Genomic DNA, 20,979 nt, shown 5'->3' on the forward strand with positions numbered 1-20,979 from the left:
CGCGGGTCGATGCCGAACAGTTCGGCTGGTCGGTCCACCGTAGCGTGCGCGGGCAGGGGGAGTTGACCGGAGTGGGAAGGCGGTCAGCTGCCCGTGCCCGTCCTGCCCCAGTCCGGTCCCGCCTTGTCCCATGCCTGGTCCCAACGGGCGTACCGGCGGCAAACCATGCGCCAGACGATCAGACGTCGGACGCCCTCCACGAGTCCCGCGGCGAGCACGGTGGCGCCGAACCCGGCCAGCACCGCGTGGGTCGTCGCGGTGACCGTGTCCAGAGGGCGGCCCACCGTTCGGCCCTGGCCGTCCGTCCACAGGGTGAAGTGGTCACCGGGCTGTGGGGTCTTGAGGTTCACCATGACCGTGCCGTGCCGGTCGGTGCCGTCCGGTCCGGTCCAGTCGGCGACCACCCGGCTCTGCCGGTCACGGGTAGTGGCCGTCTCGGGATCCGGGTCCAGCGGGGAGCCGTCGACCTTCTTGACGACCGTGGCCGTCACCCGGTGCCGGGTCGCCTGCTGGTCCCGCACGGACCGCTGGAGGGCGTCCTGGGCGGTGGTGCCGACGACCGCGCCGATCAGCGGCGCGGCCACCAAGATCAGGACGAGGGTCGCGAACGCCAGCCAGGCCTCGACCAGATCCGTCGTTCGCCGCAGCGGATTGTGCCGCCAACGCCACAGCCCGCCGGAAGCCCGTAGTCCACCGATCGCCCGCACCGCCCCGCACCCCCTTCCGCGTTCGTGACAACCCCGGCAGGAGCCGTCCACGCGCGGTCCCGGTGGGGAGAGAACGAAATGACCCCTCCCGCCGGCCTTCTCATGAACTTCTCGCAAAGCCTCAACGGTCGGTTCCGGGGCTTGTGTTCCCTACACACGAACGAATCCTAGGAGGTTGAATTTTCAAGGTGGAAGAGGGGGTTCCCTGCCTCTCCGGGAAGCGCGGATGTCATCGCGATCAACGGCTGAACGGAACGGCTCATTCGAGCACCCGTACCGGATCGCCGACCCGAACCGTGCCCCGGGTTTCCGGAACCAGGTTCTGCCCGAAGACGAGTTTGTCGCCGAAGCGGCGGTGGCGGGCGAGGGTACGCAGCGGTTCCCGGCCGCGCTCGGCGGTGTCCTGGTCGGTGGTGGTCACCACGCACCGTCCGCACATCTTGGCGACTCGAAAGGTGACCTCGCCGATGGCGACGCGCCGCCAGTCGTCCTCGGCCCAGGCGTCCGTGCCGGCGACGACCACATTCGGCCGGAAGCGGCTCATGGGCAGCGGGCCCTCTTCGGGATGATCGCCCCGCGCGACGAGCGAGTTGAGCGCGTCGAGCGAGGTCAGCGTGGTGAGCAGCAGCGGGAAACCGTCGGCGAAACTGACCGTCTCGCCGGGGCGGGCGTACTCGGGGTCGATCGGTCGCCGGGTCGCGGGGTCGTCGAGGTGCACGAGTCGCGCGGCGACGCCCAGGTACGCGCTGAACCAGGAGTGCGCCGAGGCGTCGGCGGGGACGGCCTCCACCTTGTCCCGGAAGAGCTCGATCGTGATCGTCCCGGTGGGCTCGGGCGTGGCGACGGTGAGGGGCTCACGGTCGGGTGCGGACAGCAAGAGACCGCCGCCGGGCTGCGGCCCGGCGGCGGCCAACGCCATTCGCGGATGCTGGCGTTGAGTGATGACCTTGCCCGAGTCGTCGACCAGCACCCAGCGGCGGTCGCCCGCCAGCCCCCAGGGCTCCACGACGGCCTCGTCGGACGCGAAGCCCCGGGCCGCTTTCAGCGGGTGGACGTGGATCGAGTGCAGTGACGGATTCCCCATGGGGTCATCCTGCCAGCAGGCCCTGACAACCCCACGCGGAATATTCCAACCGGCTCAGTATCCGCGGTACTGCTGGTTGTTGTACGGATCCTGCTGGTATGGAGCGGCGGTCTGGGCCGGGCGAGGAGCCGCCGGGCGCATGGCCTCGTAGCCGGTGTTGCCTCCCATCGGACGCTGCTGCTGGGGCTGGGCGCCCGGATAGCCCCGCGGGCCCGCTGCCTGCTGCGGGATGTACGCGTTGGGCGCCTGCTGCAGCGGCGAGGGCTGCTGGGCCTGCGGATAACCGTAGGCAGGGGACGGCTGGGAAGGACCCGACGGCAGGGCGGGAAGCGCCGACGGGAGGGCGGGCAGGTTGCTGCCCGGTGTGTCGTACTGGGCGGGTACCCGGATCGGGGCGATCTGAGGGGTTCCCCGCTCGGCGACGAGGGAGTCGTAGATCGGGGTGTCCGCGAAGGACGAGGCGGAGTAGTAACCGCCGCCGTAGGTGGAGCGGGGGGAGGTCATGGCACATAAGTTAAGCCCACGATGTGCTGGTTGGGGAGACCGATAAGAGGGTTCTTTTCCGTGTCGGCCGTGACGCTGGATCCCCAATGCGAGCGAACTCGGCGAAAAAGGGCAGCGGAACGCGTTCTGATCGTGTAATGGGCGAGTTCCCGGCCGGTTACCGGCGGTTGACCGATGGTCTTTCGGTACGGGTTCTGGGGGTTCCGGGGCCGGGGGAATAGGTTGGGCGTCGACAACGGATCGGCACGGATCCGACGGACGCGGGGACGCGGCCCGGTGACGACCTTCTTGGTGATCTTCTGATGGGGGCGGACATGTCAATGCCGAAAGGATCGAACACCGCGGTGCCGACAACCGCGCTGCGCGTGGAATTGGGCCGGCGTTCCGGGCCGGGCGTGCCCGACACGGACGCCTCGGCGCTGTTGCTGGTGGGCGGAAAAGTGCGCTCCGACGCCGACTTCGTCTTCTACAACCAGCCCGCGCACTCCTCGGGCGCGGTCCGGCACGAGGGCAAGCGGGACGTCGGCGGGCAGGTGACCGACTCGCTCCTCGTCGACCTCGCGCGTGTGGAGCCCGCCATCGAGACCGTGGTGCTCGTCGCCTCGACGGACGACGGTACCTTCGGGCAGGTGCCCGGCCTGTACATCCGGGTGCTCGACGAGCGGGCGGGCACCGAGGTCGCGCGTTTCGACAGCAAGGACGCCGGTGTCGAAACCGCCTTCGTGCTCGGGGAGTTCTACCGGCGTCAGGGCGCCTGGAAGTTCCGCGCCGTCGGCCAGGGCTACAGCAGCGGGCTGGAAGGCCTCGCCACCGACTTCGGCATCACCGTGGACGAACCGCAGCACACGGCGGCGACCCCAGCGCCCGCAGCTCCGTCCGCGCCCGTCACCGCTGCGCCCGTCACCGTGCAGCCCCCGGTGACGGCCACCCCGCCCCCGCCGTCCGTACCGCCGGCCCCGGTGCGTCTCACCAAGGTCACGCTCACCAAGGAGGCCCCAACCGTCTCCCTGGCCAAGCAGGGCGGCACCTCGGGCGCCATGCGCGTGAACCTCAACTGGGAGGTGCGCAAACAGTTCAGCGGCTGGGGCAGCAAGCTGGGCCGGGCAGTCGCCATGCACGCGGACCTCGACCTCGACCTGTGCGCCCTGTTCGAGCTGTCCGACGGCAGGAAGGGCGTGGTCCAGGCCCTGGGCAACGCCTTCGGGGCCCTGCATCAGCCGCCCTTCATCCACCTCGACGGCGACGACCGCACCGGCGCCGTGAGCAGCGGCGAGAACCTCACCATCAACCTCGACCACAAGCAGGACCTGCGGCGCGTCCTCATCTTCGTCACCATCTACGAGGGCGCCCGCTCCTTCGCCGATCTGCACGCGACGGTCACTCTCCACCCACAGCACGGCGCCCCCGTCGACTTCTCCCTCGACGAGTGCACCGTCCCCTCCACCGTCTGCGCCCTCGCCCTCATCACCAACCGGGGCGGCGACCTCATCGTCCAGCGCGAGGCCCGCTACCTCGTCCCCGAGCGAGGGGTGAGTCCGCAGCGTACGGTCGACCACGCCTACGGGTGGGGGATGAACTGGACTCCTGGCAGGAAGTAGCGGCCCCGGTATCGGCAGGCAGCAGCGGCCCCGGTATCGGCAGGCAGCAGCGGCCCCGGTATCGGCAGGCAGCAGCGGCCCCGGGACGGAGGAGGCCCCGGTCCGGGCCGGCCCGGGGCTAGCCCTCGTCCGGGACGGCGTCCGGGCGCGCGTAGGTGCGGCCCTTCCAGGCCGCGCCGTGTCCCCGGTGGTGCCGGACCGCGGAGTCGACCGTCATCAGCAGGTACAGGAACGCCGTGAACGGCAGCAGGGGAGCGAGCCACAGCGGCTGACCGTAGTGGCGGAGCATCGGCACGTACGTCGCCGTCATCAGCAGCCAGGCGAGGCCGCCGAGAACCGTCGCCGGAAGGTCTCCCGAGGCCGGACCCGTCAGGAGGGCGACGGGCGGGACGAGGTAGACCAGCGCCAGGCCGAGGACCGTGCCGACGAGCAGCAGCGGGTTGTGCAGCAGTTGGGCGTAGGCGCTGCGGGAGACCATGCGCCACAGGTCGTGCAGCCGGGGGTACGGTCGGACGCTCTCCACCCGCTCGGCCAGCCCCAGCCAGATGTGCCCGCCGCTCCTCTTGACCGCCGTGGCCAGCGCGACGTCGTCGATGACGGCCTGCCGGATCGCGTCCGGGATCCGCGCCCGCTCGGCGGCCTCGGCCCGTAGCAGCACACAGCCGCCCGCCGCGGCGGCCGTGCGCGAGCCCCGCACACCGACCCGGCGGAACGGATAGAGCTGGGCGAAGAAATAGACGAAGGCGGGCACGACGAGCCGTTCCCACACACTCTCGGCCCGCAAGCGCGCCATCTGCGACACGAGGTCGAAGCCCCCGGTGCGCGCGGCTGCCACCAACGCGCGCAGGCTGTCCGGCCGATGGGCGATGTCCGCGTCCGTCAGCAGCAGGAACTCGGGCTCGTGCGCACGGGCAAGCGCCATTCCGTGCCGCACGGCCCAGAGCTTGCCCGTCCAGCCCGAGGGCGGCTCCCCGGGCGACGACACGGTCAGGGGCAGCCCGCCGAAGCGTCCGGCCAGGTCAAGGGCCAGCTCAGCGGTCCCGTCCGAACTGCCGTCGTCGACGAGGAAGACCTCCGCGCGGCCCGGATAGTCCTGGGCCAGCAGGGACGGCAGGCTCTCGGGCAGTACGGCGGCCTCGTCGCGCGCGGGGACGACGACACAGACGTACGGCCAGTCGTCGACGTCACGGCGGGGCGGCAGGCGTACGTCCGTGCGCCAGAAGAAGCCCTGGCCCAGCAGCAGCCACAACCAGGCGGCGAATGATCCGGCGGCGGTCCACGCGATGGCGCTCACGCCCGCAGTCTGCCCCACCGAAGCGGCCCGACCGAGGCCATCGTCTATCGTGACCGGGTGAAGATCGCGCTCATGGACTCCGGTATCGGTCTGCTCCCCGCCGCCGCAGCGGTGCGGCGGCTGCGGCCCGACGCGGATCTCGTGATCTCCTCGGACCCCGACGGCATGCCCTGGGGCCCGCGCACTCCCCAGGACCTCACGGAGCGTGCCCTCGCCGTCGCCGAGGCGGCGGCCGCGCACCGGCCCGACGCCCTGATCGTCGGCTGCAACACCGCGTCCGTGCACGCCCTGCCCGCCCTGCGCGACCTCCTCGAACCCGCTCTGCCCGTCATCGGCACGGTCCCGGCGATCAAACCTGCCGCGTCCGGCGGAGCCCCCTTCGCCATCTGGGCGACGCCCGCCACCACCGGCAGCCCCTACCAGCGCGGCCTCATCGCGGAGTTCGCCGACGGTGTCGCGGTCACCGAGGTGCCCTGCTGGGGCCTGGCCGAGGCCGTGGAGCACGCCGACGACGACGCGATCGACGCCGCCGTCGCCGCGGCGGCCGCGCTGACTCCGGACGAGGTGACGACGGTCGTCCTGGGCTGCACCCATTACGAACTGGTCGCTGAACGCATCCGCGCTGCCGTCCAGAAGCCCGGCCGGCCGCCCCTGGTCCTGCACGGTTCCGCCGGCGCCGTCGCCGCCCAGGCCCTGCGCCGCATCGGCGAGCTGCCGAAGCCGGAGGCGGACTGGACCGGGTCGACGCTGACGGTCATCCTCAGCGGACGCCAGGGCGCGCTGCCCGCCCCCGCTCTGGCGTACGAGGAGGGCAGGCTGCTCGGCGGCAGTGCCGCGCTGGCCGCCCACCCGGAGCAGTGACGCTGCGCGACCACGTGCCCGCGCTGCGGAACCTGAGTACTCTCAAAGCCATGACGGACCACCCCCACGGTGAGACGGGCACGCCCGAAGGCCCCCACCCCGAGGTCTGGACCGGCCGCGCGACCAACCGCGGTCAGTGGCTGCTCGCCCTCGGCGGTGCCGCCTGCATGGCGCTGGGCATCGAACTCGCGGTCGACTCCGCCTGGACGTCCGGTGTCGCCCCGCTCCTCATGTCGGTCGTCGGCTGCATCGCGGCCGGCCTGCTCGTCCTCTTCGGGACGCTCGCGTTCGTGCACGTCTCGGTGAAAGTCGATCAGGACTGCCTTGAAGTGCGCTGCGGGCACATCGGTGTGCCGCGCCGCCGCATTCCCCTGTCCCAGGTCGCCGACGCCGTCTTCGCCCCGTGCGTCACCCCCCACCAGTGGGGCGGCTGGGGCTACCGCTGGCGGCCGGAGAAGGGCACCGCCGTCGTCGTACGGCGTGGTGAGGCCGTGGTGCTGCGTCTCTGGGACGGCCACACGTTCACGATCACCGTGGACAACGCGGAGACGGCCGTGCGTGTCATCCGCGCCCGGCTGACGCCGAAGGCGTCCGACGCCGCGCGCTGACGCCGTCGTTCTACCGGTCGTCGGGGTCCGGCGTCCCGACGCCGTCGCTCTCGTCCGTCATGGGCCGGGCCGTCGCCATCCCCGCCAGGAGGCCCGCGCCCGCCGTCACCGTCGTGAAACTGAGCGCGTTGCCGACCGCCGCGATCACGGCCAACGCGGTCAGGGCCGCACCCGCGGTGAGGACCACCGGAGTGGGGCGCGGGGCCCGCCACAGGACGTACAGGACCCAGCCGAACACCGCCGCGAGCAGCGCGACCCCGACGACCCCCTGCTCTGCCGCCAACTGCAACGCCGCCGAGTGGGGCTTGTCGTCCGTCGGCAGCGACCGGGCGACCGTCGGGCTCAGCTCCCCGAACCGGCCCGGCCCCGCTCCCAGCAGCGGCTCATGGTGGACCAGGTCGAGCGCGTCGTGCCACAGCAGGACCCGGTGCGGGGTGAGCTGCCCCTCCAGTGCGTCGGTCAGCCCGGCGGGCAACGCGGCCTCGGCGATCGCCCAGACCGTCCCCGTGACCAGCGCCATGACGAGCGCGAGCCCCGCGATGCCCAGGCCCCGGTGGCGCATACGTGCCGCCGCGAGCGAGCACAGCAGCACTCCCGCGCAGGCGGCGACGCCGGTGGTCGAGCCCAGTACCGCCGCCGTCACCGCGATGCCGGCGGCCAGCAGCCGCAGAGCCAGCCGGGGCCCGGACGAGCGGACCGCCCAGGCGGCACAGCAGGCGGCTCCCGTGGCCAGGACCAGCAGCGCGGCAGTCGCGCCCGAGTGGCCGAGCGGCGACACCAGCGGTGAACCCGTCATGGTGTGCGGGGCCGTGGCCGCCAGACCAAGACCGGCGAGCGCTCCGACGGAGGGGGCCGTCACCGGCAGCAGGCCGCCGCAGATCCGGCCCGCCGCATAACCGCCCGCCAGGGCGAGCACGGCGAGCAGCACACCCTCCGGACGGCCGTCCCGCGCCGCCGCCGTGATCAACGACCAGGTGGCGCACGCCCCGAGCATGAGCACACCCGTGACGTCGGAAACGTTCCGTCTCTCCTGCGCGGCCGACGCTCCGGCCGCGGACTCCGTCCCCGTGGACCCCAACGCGTCGCCCCCCGATTGTGCCGGGCCTCGACCGCTCAGCCGCGTTCGGCCGCACGTCAGAGGCTCGCGCACACCGTAACGGGTGATGCGCCGCTTTGTGGACGAGTTGCGCAGAAACGTTGCGGCAGAGGTGCGACACATGCCTCACGCGGTATGCGCGGACCACGCTGTCAGGGTCGGGGTGACGCGCCGTAGACTCGCCGAGTGACCGTCACCGCCACTCCCGTAGACGAGCCGGAACAGCTCGAACCCCAGGCCACGCCCGTGTCCCGGGCGTCCCGCTGGGTCAACCGGCTCCTTCCGGCCGCCGCCGCGGCCCTCTCCGGGGTGCTGCTCTACGTCAGCTTCCCGCCCCGGACCCTGTGGTGGCTCGCCCTGCCGGCCTTCGCGGTCTTCGGCTGGGTGCTGCGCGGACGCGGCTGGAAGGCGGGCCTCGGCCTCGGCTATCTCTTCGGCCTCGGCTTCCTGCTGCCGCTGCTGGTGTGGACCGGCGTGGAGGTCGGTCCCGGGCCGTGGCTCGCGCTCGTCGTGATCGAGGCGGTGTTCGTGGCGCTCGTCGGCGCGGGCGTCGCCGCCGTGTCGAAGCTGCCCGGTTGGCCGGTGTGGGCCGCCGCGTTGTGGATCGCCGGTGAGGCGGCACGCGCGCGTGCCCCCTTCAACGGCTTCCCCTGGGGCAAGATCGCCTTCGGACAGGCGGACGGTGTCTTCCTGCCGCTGGCCGCGCTGGGCGGCACACCGGTCCTGGGGTTCGCGGTCGTGCTCTGCGGCTTCGGCCTGTACGAAGTGGTCCGGCTGGCCGTCGAGAAGCGGCGCACCGGCGCGGCCGTACGCCGGGGCGCCGCCGCGGTGGCGGCACTGACCGTGGCCGTTCCCCTGGTGAGCGCGTTCGCGTCCCGCGCTCTGGTGAGCGACGAGGCCGAGGCCGGAACCGCGACCGTCGCGGTCGTCCAGGGCAACGTCCCGCGACTGGGGCTCGACTTCAACGCCCAGCGGCGCGCCGTGCTCGACTACCACGCCAGGGAGACCGAGCGCCTGGCCGCCGAGGTCGAGGCCGGCAAGGTCGCGCGACCCGACTTCGTGCTCTGGCCGGAGAACTCCTCCGACATCGACCCCTTCGCCAATCCCGACGCGCGCGAGGTCATCGAGAAGGCGGCCACCGCCATCGGCGCCCCCATCTCCGTCGGCGGTGTCGTCGAGCGGGACGGCAAGCTCTACAACGAGCAGATCCTGTGGGACCCGGAGAAGGGCCCCGTCGACACCTACGACAAGCGGCAGATCCAGCCGTTCGGCGAGTACCTGCCCCTGCGGTCGCTCATCGGCGCCATCAACAGTGAGTGGACGTCCATGGTCCGCCAGGACTTCAGCCGGGGCTCCGAGCCCGGGGTGTTCACCATGGACGGCGCCAGGATCGGCCTCGTCACCTGCTACGAGGCGGCCTTCGACTGGGCCGTGCGCTCCGAGGTCACCGACGGCGCCCAACTGATCTCGGTGCCGAGCAACAACGCCACCTTCGACCGCAGCGAGATGACCTACCAGCAGCTCGCCATGTCCAGGGTCCGCGCCGTCGAGCACAGCCGCACCGTCACCGTGCCGGTGACCAGCGGCGTCAGTGCGATCATCATGCCGGACGGGAAGATCACCCAGAGGACCGGCATGTTCGTCCCGGACTCGCTGGTCCAGAAGGTGCCGCTGCGATCCTCACAAACGCCCGCCACCACGCTCGGCATCCTGCCCGAGATGCTCCTGGTGCTGGTCGCGGCCGGTGGGCTCGGCTGGGCCATCGCGTCAGGTGTGCGCGGGAGGCGCGCCGGTGGCGTGTAGCCGTACGCCTCTCGTGCGCGTCACGGTTGCCACGGAATGACGGAACCGGCCCGTTAGGGTCGGCCCCATGGCTACCCCTGAATTCATCCGCACACTCCGTGCTTCCGCCGGCAACCAACTGCTCTGGCTCCCCGGAGTCACCGCCCTCGTCCTCGACGACGAGGGCAGAGTGCTGCTCAACCGCCGGTCGGACAACGGACAGTGGTCGCTGATCGGCGGCATTCCGGAGCCGGGGGAGCAGCCCGCGGCCTGTGCCGTGCGGGAGGTCCTCGAGGAGACGGCGGTCCGGTGCGTGGCCGAACGGATCGTCCTCGTCCAGGCATTGGACCCGGTGTGGTACGAAAACGGGGACATCTGCCAGTACATGGACACCACGTTCCACTGCCGTGCCGTCGGCGGCGAGGCGCGGGTCAACGACGACGAGTCCTTGGACGTCGGCTGGTTCTCCCTGGACGCTCTGCCGGACCTGAGCGAGTTCGCGCTGTTCCGCATCAAGCAGACACTCTCCGACGCGCCCGCGTGGTTCGACCGTTCCTAAGGACTATGGGGCGGTGTCGTCCGTCGCCGGATCGGGTGCCCCAGGGCGCGCCTTCCGATCGCCACGGCGGCAGCGTCGTGGCGGGTGGTCTTCCTGGTGATGCTGGTGAGGGGTTTCCCCGCGGTGACCTGCGGCACCGGGGTGGGGGTGGGCAGTCGCAGCGCCCACCAGACCTCCACGAGCAGCAGCAGGTCCACGGCGCGGTACAGGAGCCACTCGCCGAGCGAGCTGCCCGCCGGGCCCGCCCAGGCGCCGAGCAGCAGCCACTGGCGCAGGAGGTCGCCAGGTTCGGAGAACAGACCGCCGCCCGAGAACGCCGTCTGCAGGGCGGCGGCGGCCGACCGGTACGAGAGGGCCACCAGGGAGAACGCGATCACCGCGGTCCCGGCGGTGGCGGCGTTACGGGCCGCCGATCACATGTCGATCAACGGGGTGCGTCGAGTCGCGGGCCGGGAGGGGCAGGGTGGGTCAGGCGCGGATACAGGGCGGGCTTGAGATGGTCACCCTGTGGTGCGGCGGGCGTGCGTGAGGTCCATGGCGATCGTCACAAGCGGTGATCGCGCTAGACTATGACGATCGACATAAGCAGAGGGGAGAAGGTCGTGGCCAAGGACGGCACACCGTCCCGGGAACGCATCGTGGCCGGGGCGGCCGATCTGATCAGCCGGCGGGGCCTCAACGCCGCGAGCATCCGGAACCTGGCCAAACACGCCCGGGCGCCGCTCGGCTCCACGTACCACTACTTCCCCGAGGGGAAACAGCAGCTGGCCACCGAGGCCGTCCGGTACGCCGATGCCGCCGTCACTCGCATTCTGCGCAGGGAGCTGGAGGCGGGTCCGGTCGCCGGACTGCGCGCTTTCCTGGCCCTGTGGCGCGGCGTCGTGCTCGACAGTGAGTTCCACGCAGGCTGCCCCGTGCTCGCCGTCTCGGTCGAGGAGCCGCCGAGCGACGAGATCCCCCCGGCCTTGATCGCCGCCGCCGAGGCCTTCGGCCACTGGGAACAGTTGCTCACCGACGCGCTCCGCGCGCACGGCGCGGAACCGGAACGGGCCCCCGCGCTCGCCGCCCTCGTCGTCGCCTCGGCCGAGGGTGCCATCGCCATGTGCCGAGCCAAGCGCAGCACACAGCCGCTCGACCAGGTGGCGGAACAACTGGAAGCCCTGGTCGCCGGGGCCGTGGACAGCCGGGCCGAAAGTGGCCCGTCGGCAAGCTGAGCCTCTTTCTCCGACGGGCCGAGCTCCTGGTCCACCACCTGCCGGCTGCCGCTGTCCACCGCCTTGCGAGGGATGCCCCGGCGGACAGGGAAGTGTCCCCGCCGCGATGAGTTTCGGCAGCGTCGAGGGTCTGTACTGGTGATCGTCGTCGAGCGTCGCACGACGTTGCCCGCACGAGACACCACGGAGGACACCATGACGACCATGCCGGACGAACCGACCACCGCCCTGCCCGGCCGCCCGCCCGTGGTGGATGCGGCCACCTGGCAGGCGGCCAGGGACGAGCTGCTGGTCCGCGAGAAGGCCCACACCCGGGAGGGCGACGCCATCGCCGCGGCCCGCCGTCGGTTGCCGATGGTGGAGTGCGACGGGACGGTCGAGGTCGTCGGGCCGGACGGCCCGATCCTCTTCCTGGACCTGTTCCAGGGGCGCGACGAGCTCGTGGTCTACAAGCACATGTGGTACGACGGCGCGCCGCACCAGGGCCAGTGCGAGGGCTGCACCACCACGGCCTGGCACCTGAAGGACGCGGTTTACCTCAACGCCCGTGGCGTCTCGTTCGCGATCGTGACCACCGGCCCGTGGGACGAGGTGGCCTCCTACGTCGAGTTCATGGGCTACACCCAGCCCTGGTACTCCGTGCGTGACGTGGACGCACCGGTCGGCGGCGACATGGGCCACCTCACCTGCTTCCTGCGCGACGGCGACCGTGTGTTCCTCACCTACTCGACGACGGGCCGTGGCAACGAGCGTGTCAACGGCTCCCTCGGCCTGCTCGACATGACGCCCTACGGCCGTGGTGAGGCGTGGGAGGAAAACCCCGAGGGCCGGCCGGAGGGAGGAAGCCCGTGCTGGTCGTGGCGCTCGGACGCGGACGGGAACGCCACCTGGGGCCCCACCAGCCGCCCCGTGCCGCAGTGGACCCGCCCCGGCGCGACGCCCGTGGAGACCCTCGGCCGACGGGGCCACCACCACTGACATGCGTTCACCGAGTTGCGTTCACCGAGGTGCTTTCACCGACGGCGTCGGCGAGAGGTGTACCGGCCCGGTCGGTCGCAGGCGCGGGCACGGCCGGAGAGGCAGGGGATCAGTCGGTGCGCCCAGTACCGTCTCGATCAACTCACGCCGGTACGTCGTGTAGGCGTCCCGCAGTTCGGGGTCCGGCGGTGCTCCGGCGGGAGTCCGATGGCAGCACGGGGTCGGCCAGCAGGTGCCGTACGGCGGCCGCGAGGGCGGTGAAGCGGTCGGCGGGCGCCTCGGTGCGGGTGAGCTGCGCGGGCAGTGCCTCGGCGGTGGCGGCCCAGGCGCCCAACAGCCACAGGCTCGCCGCCAAGGCCTGGTCCGTCGTGCCTTGGGCGGTCGTGCCCTGGCGGCTCGGGCGACCGGTGAAGCGCTGGACCGTGGGGCCGAGGGCCGGCGAACGAGTGGGAGGGACATTGGTCGGGCGGAGCCAGAAGCCCTCCCGTGGTTCGGTGAGGCGCGGGGCCGTCAGTCGTACGCGCAGGTCGGCGCCGTTCGGCCGGCTGTCGTCCGGTCGCCGTGACGACGACCATCTCCCAGTCGCCGTCCCACGGCCGGGTCTCGGGCTGCACCGACTCGTCGTGACGGCCGCCGCGCACTGTCGTCGCGCCGAGCGGTGCGGGAACCCGTTCAGGACCGCGGACCCAGCAGCCGTTGTGCCACTCGGGCGATCGGTCTCACTCGTTGTGCAACACCTCGGCGATCGTCAGCCGTGCGGCGCGGCGTGCCGGGATGTACGCGCCCAGGACGGCGATGACGAGACCCGCGAGGGCGACGCCGGTCAGGGCCGCGCCGTTCCAGACGTCCGTCATGTACGGGGGCAGGGTGAGGTCCACCGCGTCCGCCATCCGGGGAACGACCAGACTGTGGCCCGCCACGCCGAGCGGGATGCCCAGGAGCGAGCCGAGGGAGCCGAGCAGGGCCATCGAGGCCAGGGTCATCACCGTGACCTGGCGTGGTGTCATACCGATGGACTTGAGCATGCCGAGGTCACGGCGGCGGTCGCGGGTGTTGAGGACGACCGTGTTGAAGACACCGAGGGACGCGACGGCGGCGAGCAGGAGGGTGAGAGCGGTGGCGGAGCCGATGATGGTCTGGGTGGCGGAGTTGGCTCCGGTCGGAGACGGGCTGAGCCCGGGGTCGGCCGCTTCGGCGGCGCGGGCGTAGGCTCCCGCGTCGGCCCCGTCGCGGAGCTTGACGTGGTAGGCGATGGGCTTCTCCTGCGGGGCCACCGTCCGCATGGTCGCCCAGTCCGCGACGACGGCACGGGCGTTGGTCTCCATGTACTCCCCGACGACGACCATGTCCGCGCCGCGATCGCCCTTCTCCAACCGGAAGCGGTCGCCGACGTCCAGGCCGTGCCTGCGCAGGAAGGCCGAGCCCGCCACCACCTCACCGGTGCCCCGGAGCCAGCGGCCCTCGGTGAGCACGTTTCCCATCAGGGGCCGGTCGCCGCGACGGGCTTCGAGCCACAGCTTCTCCGTGGAACCCGCCAGCCGGACTTCGGTGTCGGCCCTGGCGGTGACCTCGCGTGCGTCCGGCAGCGAGCGCAGCAGGGCGTGCAGGGCGAGATCGTCGTGGACCGGCTTCGTCTCCTTGCCGTCGCGGTACTTCCCCACGTAGACCGTGACCTGGTAGGCGTCGCGGCCCGCGTTGCCGAGCCGGTCCATCGTCGTGGCCAGGCCGGTCGCGAACGTCACGGTGGTCACACCGAGCACCACGGCGGCGAGCGTGAGGGCGCTGCGCCCCGGCCGGGCGAACGGCAGGCCCAGCCCGAGGCTCACCGAGCGCGGCAGCCGACTGCCCGCCAGCCGGCGCTGGACACCGAGCGCCCGGCCGGCGCGCGGCGCGCTGCCCGCGCTGATCGCCCGCGCGGCGGAGAGCCGGTGGGCGCGCGCCGTGGGCGCGAGCGCTGCGAGGAGGCACACGGTCGGTATGCCGGCCAGGGCGAGGACGTTCACCCAGGGGGCGAGCGAGACAGTGTCGTGGAACACGCCCGCGTCCGGTCCGGTGAACGCGAACCGCAGCAGGGGCCGTGCCGCCAGATTGCCTGCGATCGTCCCGAGGACACAGCCCAGCACCGCCGGGACGGAGATCATCACGAGGTAGACGGCCAGCACCTGCCCCGGGGTGAACCCCAGCGCCTTGAGGATGCCGATGTGCCGGAAACCGGAGATCACCGCGCCGCTGACCACGTTGGCGACGATGAGCACGGCCACGGCGACCCCGAGGACGCCGAAGGCCAGCAGATAGGGCGCGTACGCCCGCGCCGAACTGCCTATCCGGTCCTTGAGGGTGAGGTACGACCGTGAGCCGGTCAGCGAGCCCTTCGGCAACTCCTCTGTCACCGCGTCCAGTTGGCGGCTGAGTCGACTGTCCGACGAGGCGTCCGCGAAGCGGAACAGCAGCTGCGTGGCCGTCGGGTGCAGGGCCCGGATCTGCCCGGGGGAGACCCAGGCGTCGGCGGTGCGGCTCAGATCGAAGGCGAAGCCGACGACGGTGAGCGTCGGGCCGGACGGCAGCCGGAGTTCCTTGCCGAGGTCGTCCGCCGTCCAGTCCGACTGCCGGTTGAGGACGATTTCTCCGGGCCCGGTGGCCCAGCGGCCCGCCCACAGGTCCAACCGGCCCACCGGGCCCCCGGGGCCGGACCGGCCCACGACGGTGAGTTCGCTGCCGAGGCCGTAGTCCATGACCCCCCTCGGCAGCTCGACGGTGGCCTGGGGGAAGGGGCCCGCGGTCGCCGTGACGCCGGACTGCCGGGCGGCCCGCGTCAGTTGACCGTCCGAGACCTTCGCGGCGTCGAACACGGCGGCCACATGCGGCCCGCGCTGCGCGGCGAAGGCCTTGTCGAACGGGGACGAGGCCGCGTCGACCAGCCCGAGCGCCACCACGATCGCCGCCGTCGAGGTCAGCGTGACCAGCCCGATCACCAGCGTCTGGAGCCTGCGCCGCCGTACCGCCGCGCGGGCGGCCCGCCACACCGCCCTCATGCGGACGGCTCCAGGGTGTGCTCGCCGGTGACCCGGCCGTCCGCGAACTCGACGAGGCGGCTGGCACAGCGCCGGGCCAGATGCTCGTCATGGGTCACCAGGATCAGGGTCTGACCGATCTGGTTGAGGTCCAGCAGCAGATCCATCACCTGCTCGCCGGCCCGGCTGTCCAGGGCGCCGGTCGGCTCGTCGGCCAGCAGCAGGGCCGGCCGGTTCATCAACGCCCGTGCTACGGCGACCCGTTGCCGTTCACCGCCACTGAGCACCGCCGGGTAGGCGTTGCGCCGGCCGGCGATGCCGAGCTCGTCGAACAGCTCCAGCGCGCGGCGGCGGGCCTGCCGGGCCGGAGTGCCGGTCAACTGGGCGGCCAGCGCCACGTTGTCGAGCGCCGACAGATCGTCGATGAGGTTGAAGAACTGGAAGATCATGCCGATGCGGCGCCGCCGGTACAGGGCGAGCCCCTTCTCGCTCAGTTCCCCCACGTTCTCGCCGTGCACGACGACCGTTCCGCCCGTCGGACGGTCCAGACCGGCGATCATGTTGAGCAGTGTGGACTTGCCGCACCCCGAGGGGCCCATCACCGCGACCGCCTCCCCGGCCCGGATCTCGAGCGACACACCGTCCAGTGCCGTTGTGTCGCCGTACTCCTTGCGCACACCGTCGAGTCGTACGACGGCCTCTCCCCTGACGTCCTCAGGGATGTACTCGATGACCATGCGTCGGACGCTAGGCGAGGAACCCGCCCGGGACATCCCTCCTGGGGTGGCAACGGGGCCCGCACCTCATCCCGGAGATGCAGGGACCCCGACCCCGGGGCTGATGCGGAGCGCGGCGCTGTCTGCCAAGGTGAACCCCATGTGGGAACGGGGGACCGAAGTAGTGGCGGTGTCGTCGGGGGTGGTGTGTGTCGCCGCGGCATGGCTCGCGGTGGCACTGGTGCGCACGCGGCGCCGGTGGCGCACGGCGGTGGGGGAGCGCGGCTGGCTGCTCGAACGGGAGCGGGAGAGCGCCGCCCGCGCCGCGATCGCGGCCGAACGGGACCGCATCGCACGGGAGTTGCACGACATCGTCAGCCACAACGTCAGCCTCATGGTGGTCCAGGCGGGGGCGGCCCGCGAGGTGCTGGGCACGATGCCCGACGAGGCCGCGGCGGCCCTGCTGGCCGTCGAGGACGCGGGACGCGGCGCGATGACCGACCTCCGGTATCTGCTGGGCCTGCTGGCGCCCGCACAGAACGGCGAGGATGCCGAAGCGGATCCGGTCACGCACTCGGGCGCGATCCGACACGGAGACGACACCGCCGAGTTGACGCCACAGCCCGGCCTCGACCGGCTCTGCACCCTCGTCGACCGGATCTCCTTCGCCGGCCTGCCCGTCGAGGTGCGGATCTCCGGGGAGCCGCGCCCGCTGCCCCAGGGCATCGACGTGACGGCGTACCGCATCGTCCAGGAGGCACTGACCAACGCGCTCAGACACGGCGACGGCGGCAAGGCCGAGGTCACCGTGCGGTACGCCGACCACGCGCTGCGCGTGGAGGTGCTCAACACCGGCCCCAGCGTGCTGACCGGCGACCTCACATCCGACTCCCTCTCCGCGCGGCCCGCTCGGCGACACCGGGACGGCACGGGGCGCGGACTGCTGGGGCTGCGGGAGCGGGTCGCGGTGTACGGAGGAGACCTGGACGCCCGGGGCCGCCTCGGCGGTGGCTACCGTGTCCGGGCGCGCATCCCCCTGGACCGACCGTGAGGGCGGGGGAGATGGGAGCGGCCTCCGGGACCGGAGAAGCGGGGATCAGGCCCGTGACCGTGACCGAGACCGACCAGGCGGCCGGGAGCCGGTCGGGGCCGCGCGTGCTCGTCGTGGACGATCAGACGCTGATTCGGACCGGGTTCCGGCTGATCCTCACGGCCCGGGGCATCGAGGTGGTGGGCGAGGCGGCCGACGGCGCCGAAGCGGTCGCGATGGCGCGTGAGCTGCGACCGGACGTCGTGCTGATGGACATCCGCATGCCGAACATGGACGGTCTGGAGGCCACCCGCCGCATCCTGGACCGGGACCCGGACTGCCGGGTGCTCATGCTCACCACCTTCGACCTCGACCGTTACGTCTACACGGCCCTGTCGATCGGGGCCAGCGGCTTCCTCCTGAAGGACGTCACCCCGCAGCACCTCGCGGCCTCCGTACGTCTCGTCGACACCGGCGACGCGCTGCTCGCCCCCTCCATCACCCGGCGGCTCGTGGAACGCTTCGCCACGGAAGTCCCGTACCCGGCCGCCGCGCACGCCGACCTCCGAGCCCTGACACCCCGCGAACTGGAGGTCCTGACCCTCCTAGGACGCGGCCTGTCCAACACCGAACTGGCCGCCGAGCTCACCCTCAGCGAAGCCACGGTGAAGTCGCACGTGGCCCGCATCTTCTCCAAGCTCGATCTGCGGGACCGCGCCCAGGCCGTGGTGATCGCGTACGAGAAGGGGCTGATCAGGCCGAGCGCCGCGCCGGGGCAGGAGTGACCGCGGCCGGGAACGAAGATCCGATCAGGATCGTTCACGTACTGCACACCGACTGAAGGAGCAAGCCCGTGTCCGCCAGACCGACGGACTCCCCCTCCCCCTCTCACTCCCTTCCCGCGTCCTCGTCCCCGTTCACGCTCCGATGAGCGCCGCGAACGCCGTCCTCGGCCTGTTGGCCGTCCTCGTCCTGACCGCCGGTACCGGCTATTTCGTCGCCCAGGAGTTCGCCTACGTCTCCGCGGACCGCCTCGCCCTCGCGCGCGAGGCGGAGGCGGGCGACCGGCGCGCGGCACGTGCCCTGAAGGTGCTGGAGCGGCTGTCGTTCATGCTGTCCGGCGCTCAGCTCGGCATCACCGTCACCGGCCTGATCGTCGGCTTCATCGCCGAACCGTCCGTCTCCGCACTGCTCGAACCGGCCCTGACCGGGATCGGTGTTCCGGAGGGCGCGGTCGGCGCGATCTCCGTGGTGCTGGCCTTCGTGGCGGCCACCGTCGTCCAGATGGTGCTCGGCGAACTGGCCCCGAAGAACCTCGCGCTCGCCGTGCCGGAGCGGCTGGCGAAGTCACTGGCCGCCTCCACGCTCGCGTACCTGAGGATCGTCGGCCCGGTGGTGCACGTCTTCGACGGCGCTGCCAACGGCCTGCTGCGCAGGGTGGGCATCGAACCCGTCGAGGAACTGCACCACGGGGCGACCCTGGAGGAACTGGGCCACCTCATCGGTGAGTCCCACGAGCAGGGCGAGCTGCCCAAGGACACCGCCGAACTGCTCGACCACGCCCTGGAGTTCTCCGAGCGGACCCTGGACGAGGTGATGGTGCCCCGCGCCGACGCGGTGTTCGTGCGCAAGGACGCCTCCGCCGCCGAGACGGTCGAGCTGATCGCGAAGCACGGCCACTCGAACTACCCGGTGCTCGGCGACCACCCGGACGACGTCGCCGGGGTGCTCGGCGTACGCGAGCTGATGCGGCTGCCCGCGGAGCCCCGCACCGCCACCACCGCGGGTGCCCTCGCGCGCCGCCCGCTGCTCCTGCCCGACACACTGCCGCTGCCGGACGCGGTGACCCGGATGCGGGAGCGGGACGACGAGTTCGCCGTGGTCCTGGACGAGCACGGGGGAGTGGCCGGCATCGTGACGTACGAGGACATCGCCGAGGAACTGGTGGGCGACATCGCCGACGAGTCCGACACCGTCACCGAACTCGCCGTCGCGGACGGGGCGGGCTGGCTGGTGGACGCCGGGCGGCGCCTCGACGAAGTCGCCGGCGCGACCGGCATCGAGCTGCCCGAGGAGGAGGACTACGACACCGTGGCCGGACTCGTCGTCGACCGTCTCGGACGCTTCCCGGCCATCGGCGACCGGCTCACCGTGGACCTGCCGGACGGCGGCCGCGCGGTCATCGACGTACGCACGCTCGACCGGCACGTGCCCGACCGGGTCCGCCTGGAGCGGCTGCCCGTGCGCGAGCGCGAGGAGGAACAGGCATGAGCTTCCCCATGGCGCTCTTCGTCACCGTCCTGCTGCTGATCGGCAGCGGGTTCTTCGTCGCCGCCGAGTTCGCGCTCGTCGCCGCCAGACGCCACCGTATGGAACAGGCCGCCGCCACCGGACAACGCGGCGCCAAGGCCGCCCTCGCCGGTATGCGCGAGCTGTCCCTGATGCTGGCCGGCGCCCAACTCGGCATCACCGTCTGCACCCTGGGCCTCGGCTCCCTCTCCAAGCCCGCCATCTCGCACGAACTCGACCCGCTGCTGCACGACCTGGGCCTGCCCAGCGCGCTCAGCTACGGCGTGGCCTTCGCGGTCGCCATGGTCGTGGTGGTGTTCCTGCACATGGTGGTCGGCGAGATGGCACCCAAGTCGTGGGCCATCGCCCACCCCGAGCGCTCGGCGATGCTGCTCTCCCCGCCCTTCCGGGCCGTGGTCACGGCCGTGCGACCACTGATCGGACTGCTCAACCGGGTCAGCAACGCCCTGGTGAGGCTGTGCCGGGTGACCCCGCGCGACGAGTTGGCCTCCGTCCACAACCGAGAGCAACTCACCCATCTCGTCGAGGAATCTCAGCGCCTGGGACTGATCAGCGAGACCGACTCCGAGCTGATCACCCGCTCGCTGACCGAGCCCGAGACCCCGGTGCGAAACCTCGCCGTCCCAGCCGCCGAGATCACCGCGGTCGACGCGGACGCCGATGTCGAGGCCGTGCTGCGCGCCGCGGCCGACCACGACCGCACCCGCCTCCTGGTGCGCACCGACGGCGGTACGGTCCTCGGCTCGATCCACGCCCGAGACGCCCTGGTCGCCCGGACGAAGGGGCGCGTCGTCACGGCTCGCGCTCTCGCCCGGCCCGTACCGGAGCTGCCGGACGGCGCGACGGTCGCCGACGCGATCGACGTCCTGCGCCGACACCGTGCCACGCTCGCCCTGGTCCATGACGACACGGGCCGGCTCACCGGCCTGGTGAGCCTGGACGACCTGTTGGCGCGTTATCTGCAACCGCGGGTGGTCTGAGGTGTCCGAGACCTGCTGAGGGCGGTTGGTTCAGGGTGCCCGGGTGCTTCAGGACTCCTCCGGGGCGCTCAGGTCCTGCCGCATGGCTTCGAGCCGGTCCCGCCCTGGGGTGAGCTGGGGCGGGAGGGCCTCGCCCACCCCCAGGTCGGCGCGCATGGCGCCGCGCATGGTGGCGATGAGTGCCCAGAGCGCGTGCTGGGCCTCGGCCGCCGTGAGGGGGCTTTCTCCCGGCCGGGGGTTGCCCTGCTCCAGGCGCTTGACCTGGCCGTAGGCGCGGTTGAGCGCGCCGTTCACCTCGGTGGCCGGGGCGATCACCGTGTCGGGGGCGATCATCAGTGCCTCGGACCATCGGTCGCGATAGCGGTCCTTGGTCTCCTCGAGCGCCCGCACGTCCTCGGCTTCGGCGGCACGATCGCGCAGGACGTACAGATGACGGCTGAGCGCCGTGGCGAACTGCCGTGCCTCCTTGTGGAGTTCCGCGTAGCAGGAGCGCCGCAGCTCGCGGTGTTGCCGGGCCTCCTCGAAGGCCTGCGCCGTCTCCAGCTCGCGCTGCTTGGCCCGTTCGGCACCGCGCTGCGTGAGCAGCGCCGCCCCGAGGGTGCCGCCGACACCCGCCACTGCGATCAGCACCGCACCGAGATCCATCG

At 72.0% G+C, this 20,979-nt stretch carries 21 protein-coding genes; 11 read left to right on the forward strand and 10 right to left on the reverse strand.

All coding sequences use genetic code 11. The annotated features are described in order from the left end of the window. Positions 1-83: 83 nt before the first annotated feature. The 3 genes from ACFY9I_RS20820 to ACFY9I_RS20830 all read right to left on the reverse strand — a co-directional run bounded on the left by ACFY9I_RS20820 (position 84) and on the right by ACFY9I_RS20830 (position 2,295). On the reverse strand, positions 84-707 hold the full coding sequence (locus ACFY9I_RS20820; protein WP_391003605.1) for a hypothetical protein: 624 nt from the start codon (positions 705-707) through the stop codon (positions 84-86). 259 nt (positions 708-966) lie between these two features. Further along, entirely contained in the window at positions 967-1,791 is an 825-nt protein-coding gene (locus ACFY9I_RS20825; RefSeq protein WP_391003607.1) for an MOSC N-terminal beta barrel domain-containing protein, read from the reverse strand. 54 nt (positions 1,792-1,845) lie between these two features. After that, complete coding sequence (locus ACFY9I_RS20830) at positions 1,846-2,295, reverse strand: DUF6643 family protein (protein ID WP_391003609.1); 450 nt, start codon at positions 2,293-2,295, stop codon at positions 1,846-1,848. 314 nt (positions 2,296-2,609) lie between these two features. Here ACFY9I_RS20830 and ACFY9I_RS20835 point away from each other — a divergent pair, with 314 nt between their 5' ends. Beyond that, positions 2,610-3,893: a TerD family protein gene (locus tag ACFY9I_RS20835; RefSeq protein ID WP_391003611.1), complete on the forward strand. Its 1,284-nt coding sequence runs from the start codon at positions 2,610-2,612 to the stop codon at positions 3,891-3,893. Positions 3,894-4,011: 118 nt separating this feature from the next. Here the strand turns inward: ACFY9I_RS20835 and ACFY9I_RS20840 are convergent, their stop codons facing one another. Beyond that, positions 4,012-5,187, reverse strand: a complete 1,176-nt coding sequence (locus ACFY9I_RS20840; protein WP_391003612.1) for a glycosyltransferase — start codon at positions 5,185-5,187, stop codon at positions 4,012-4,014. A gap of 57 nt (positions 5,188-5,244) precedes the next feature. Between ACFY9I_RS20840 and ACFY9I_RS20845 the strand changes: the two genes are divergently transcribed. Together ACFY9I_RS20845 and ACFY9I_RS20850 are read left to right on the forward strand one after the other, a co-directional pair. Then, complete coding sequence (locus ACFY9I_RS20845; RefSeq protein WP_391003614.1) at positions 5,245-6,048, forward strand: aspartate/glutamate racemase family protein; 804 nt, start codon at positions 5,245-5,247, stop codon at positions 6,046-6,048. Between the two features lie 50 nt (positions 6,049-6,098). Continuing rightward, on the forward strand, positions 6,099-6,656 hold the full coding sequence (locus tag ACFY9I_RS20850; protein ID WP_391003616.1) for a hypothetical protein: 558 nt from the start codon (positions 6,099-6,101) through the stop codon (positions 6,654-6,656). Between the two features lie 10 nt (positions 6,657-6,666). Here ACFY9I_RS20850 and ACFY9I_RS20855 read toward each other — a convergent pair whose 3' ends face one another. Continuing rightward, positions 6,667-7,656 carry an O-antigen ligase family protein gene (locus tag ACFY9I_RS20855; RefSeq protein WP_391003617.1) on the reverse strand — a complete coding sequence of 330 codons (990 nt, stop codon included), beginning with the start codon at positions 7,654-7,656 and terminating at the stop codon, positions 6,667-6,669. 282 nt (positions 7,657-7,938) lie between these two features. On the opposite strand from ACFY9I_RS20855, the gene lnt reads away from it, so the two are divergent. Next, the gene (gene lnt, locus ACFY9I_RS20860) at positions 7,939-9,555 is read left to right on the forward strand and encodes an apolipoprotein N-acyltransferase (protein WP_391003619.1); all 1,617 of its coding nucleotides are present in this window, start codon (positions 7,939-7,941) and stop codon (positions 9,553-9,555) included. Between the two features lie 67 nt (positions 9,556-9,622). Continuing rightward, positions 9,623-10,093, forward strand: coding sequence for an NUDIX domain-containing protein (locus tag ACFY9I_RS20865; RefSeq protein WP_391003621.1), 471 nt, complete (start codon positions 9,623-9,625; stop codon positions 10,091-10,093). Here the strand turns inward: ACFY9I_RS20865 and ACFY9I_RS20870 are convergent. Next, positions 10,090-10,470 carry a hypothetical protein gene (locus ACFY9I_RS20870; protein ID WP_391003730.1) on the reverse strand — a complete coding sequence of 127 codons (381 nt, stop codon included), beginning with the start codon at positions 10,468-10,470 and terminating at the stop codon, positions 10,090-10,092. The genes ACFY9I_RS20865 and ACFY9I_RS20870 overlap by 4 nt on opposite strands. Before the next feature lie 192 nt (positions 10,471-10,662). Between ACFY9I_RS20870 and ACFY9I_RS20875 the strand changes: the two genes are divergently transcribed. Both ACFY9I_RS20875 and ACFY9I_RS20880 read left to right on the forward strand, forming a co-directional pair. Next, complete coding sequence (locus ACFY9I_RS20875) at positions 10,663-11,307, forward strand: TetR family transcriptional regulator C-terminal domain-containing protein (RefSeq protein WP_391003623.1); 645 nt, start codon at positions 10,663-10,665, stop codon at positions 11,305-11,307. A 195-nt stretch (positions 11,308-11,502) separates the two neighbouring features. After that, positions 11,503-12,285 (forward strand): DUF899 family protein, encoded by a 783-nt coding sequence (locus tag ACFY9I_RS20880; RefSeq protein WP_391003625.1) that lies wholly within the window; start codon positions 11,503-11,505, stop codon positions 12,283-12,285. Positions 12,286-12,427: 142 nt separating this feature from the next. Here ACFY9I_RS20880 and ACFY9I_RS20885 read toward each other — a convergent pair whose 3' ends face one another. The 3 genes from ACFY9I_RS20885 to ACFY9I_RS20895 form a co-directional block, all read right to left on the reverse strand. Continuing rightward, positions 12,428-12,640 (reverse strand): hypothetical protein, encoded by a 213-nt coding sequence (locus tag ACFY9I_RS20885; RefSeq protein ID WP_391003627.1) that lies wholly within the window; start codon positions 12,638-12,640, stop codon positions 12,428-12,430. Positions 12,641-13,004: 364 nt separating this feature from the next. Then, entirely contained in the window at positions 13,005-15,317 is a 2,313-nt protein-coding gene (locus ACFY9I_RS20890; RefSeq protein WP_391003629.1) for an FtsX-like permease family protein, read from the reverse strand. Continuing rightward, complete coding sequence (locus ACFY9I_RS20895; protein ID WP_391003631.1) at positions 15,314-16,033, reverse strand: ATP-binding cassette domain-containing protein; 720 nt, start codon at positions 16,031-16,033, stop codon at positions 15,314-15,316. Before ACFY9I_RS20895 ends, ACFY9I_RS20890 begins: the two co-directional genes overlap by 4 nt. 139 nt (positions 16,034-16,172) lie before the next feature. Between ACFY9I_RS20895 and ACFY9I_RS20900 the strand changes: the two genes are divergently transcribed. From ACFY9I_RS20900 to ACFY9I_RS20915, 4 genes are all read left to right on the forward strand, one after another. Next, a complete protein-coding gene (locus tag ACFY9I_RS20900) occupies positions 16,173-17,063 on the forward strand; it encodes a histidine kinase (protein WP_391003633.1) in 891 nt (296 codons plus the stop codon). Between the two features lie 53 nt (positions 17,064-17,116). Continuing rightward, a complete protein-coding gene (locus ACFY9I_RS20905) occupies positions 17,117-17,827 on the forward strand; it encodes a response regulator (RefSeq protein ID WP_391003635.1) in 711 nt (236 codons plus the stop codon). Between the two features lie 142 nt (positions 17,828-17,969). After that, on the forward strand, positions 17,970-19,313 hold the full coding sequence (locus tag ACFY9I_RS20910) for a CNNM domain-containing protein (RefSeq protein ID WP_391003637.1): 1,344 nt from the start codon (positions 17,970-17,972) through the stop codon (positions 19,311-19,313). After that, positions 19,310-20,332 carry a CNNM domain-containing protein gene (locus ACFY9I_RS20915; RefSeq protein WP_391003639.1) on the forward strand — a complete coding sequence of 341 codons (1,023 nt, stop codon included), beginning with the start codon at positions 19,310-19,312 and terminating at the stop codon, positions 20,330-20,332. Before ACFY9I_RS20910 ends, ACFY9I_RS20915 begins: the two co-directional genes overlap by 4 nt. 48 nt (positions 20,333-20,380) lie before the next feature. Here the strand turns inward: ACFY9I_RS20915 and ACFY9I_RS20920 are convergent, their stop codons facing one another. Further along, a complete protein-coding gene (locus ACFY9I_RS20920) occupies positions 20,381-20,977 on the reverse strand; it encodes a hypothetical protein (protein WP_391003641.1) in 597 nt (198 codons plus the stop codon). Positions 20,978-20,979 lie beyond the last annotated feature (2 nt).

The sequence above is a fragment of the Streptomyces sp. NPDC012510 genome, assembly GCF_042955065.1.
Lineage (GTDB): Bacteria > Actinomycetota > Actinomycetes > Streptomycetales > Streptomycetaceae > Streptomyces.

Bases quoted from the DNA above. Each gene is read 5' to 3' on its own strand.
- ACFY9I_RS20825 (WP_391003607.1), bottom strand. From the start codon at position 1,791: ATGGGGAATCCGTCACTGCACTCGATCCACGTCCACCCGCTGAAAGCG.
- ACFY9I_RS20830 (WP_391003609.1), bottom strand. From the start codon at position 2,295: ATGACCTCCCCCCGCTCCACCTACGGCGGCGGTTACTACTCCGCCTCG.
- ACFY9I_RS20835 (WP_391003611.1), top strand. From the start codon at position 2,610: ATGTCAATGCCGAAAGGATCGAACACCGCGGTGCCGACAACCGCGCTG.
- ACFY9I_RS20850 (WP_391003616.1), top strand. From the start codon at position 6,099: ATGACGGACCACCCCCACGGTGAGACGGGCACGCCCGAAGGCCCCCAC.
- ACFY9I_RS20865 (WP_391003621.1), top strand. From the start codon at position 9,623: ATGGCTACCCCTGAATTCATCCGCACACTCCGTGCTTCCGCCGGCAAC.
- ACFY9I_RS20875 (WP_391003623.1), top strand. From the start codon at position 10,663: ATGACGATCGACATAAGCAGAGGGGAGAAGGTCGTGGCCAAGGACGGC.
- ACFY9I_RS20880 (WP_391003625.1), top strand. From the start codon at position 11,503: ATGACGACCATGCCGGACGAACCGACCACCGCCCTGCCCGGCCGCCCG.
- ACFY9I_RS20890 (WP_391003629.1), bottom strand. From the start codon at position 15,317: ATGAGGGCGGTGTGGCGGGCCGCCCGCGCGGCGGTACGGCGGCGCAGG.
- ACFY9I_RS20895 (WP_391003631.1), bottom strand. From the start codon at position 16,033: ATGGTCATCGAGTACATCCCTGAGGACGTCAGGGGAGAGGCCGTCGTA.
- ACFY9I_RS20900 (WP_391003633.1), top strand. From the start codon at position 16,173: ATGTGGGAACGGGGGACCGAAGTAGTGGCGGTGTCGTCGGGGGTGGTG.
- ACFY9I_RS20910 (WP_391003637.1), top strand. From the start codon at position 17,970: ATGAGCGCCGCGAACGCCGTCCTCGGCCTGTTGGCCGTCCTCGTCCTG.
- ACFY9I_RS20915 (WP_391003639.1), top strand. From the start codon at position 19,310: ATGAGCTTCCCCATGGCGCTCTTCGTCACCGTCCTGCTGCTGATCGGC.
- ACFY9I_RS20920 (WP_391003641.1), bottom strand. From the start codon at position 20,977: ATGGATCTCGGTGCGGTGCTGATCGCAGTGGCGGGTGTCGGCGGCACC.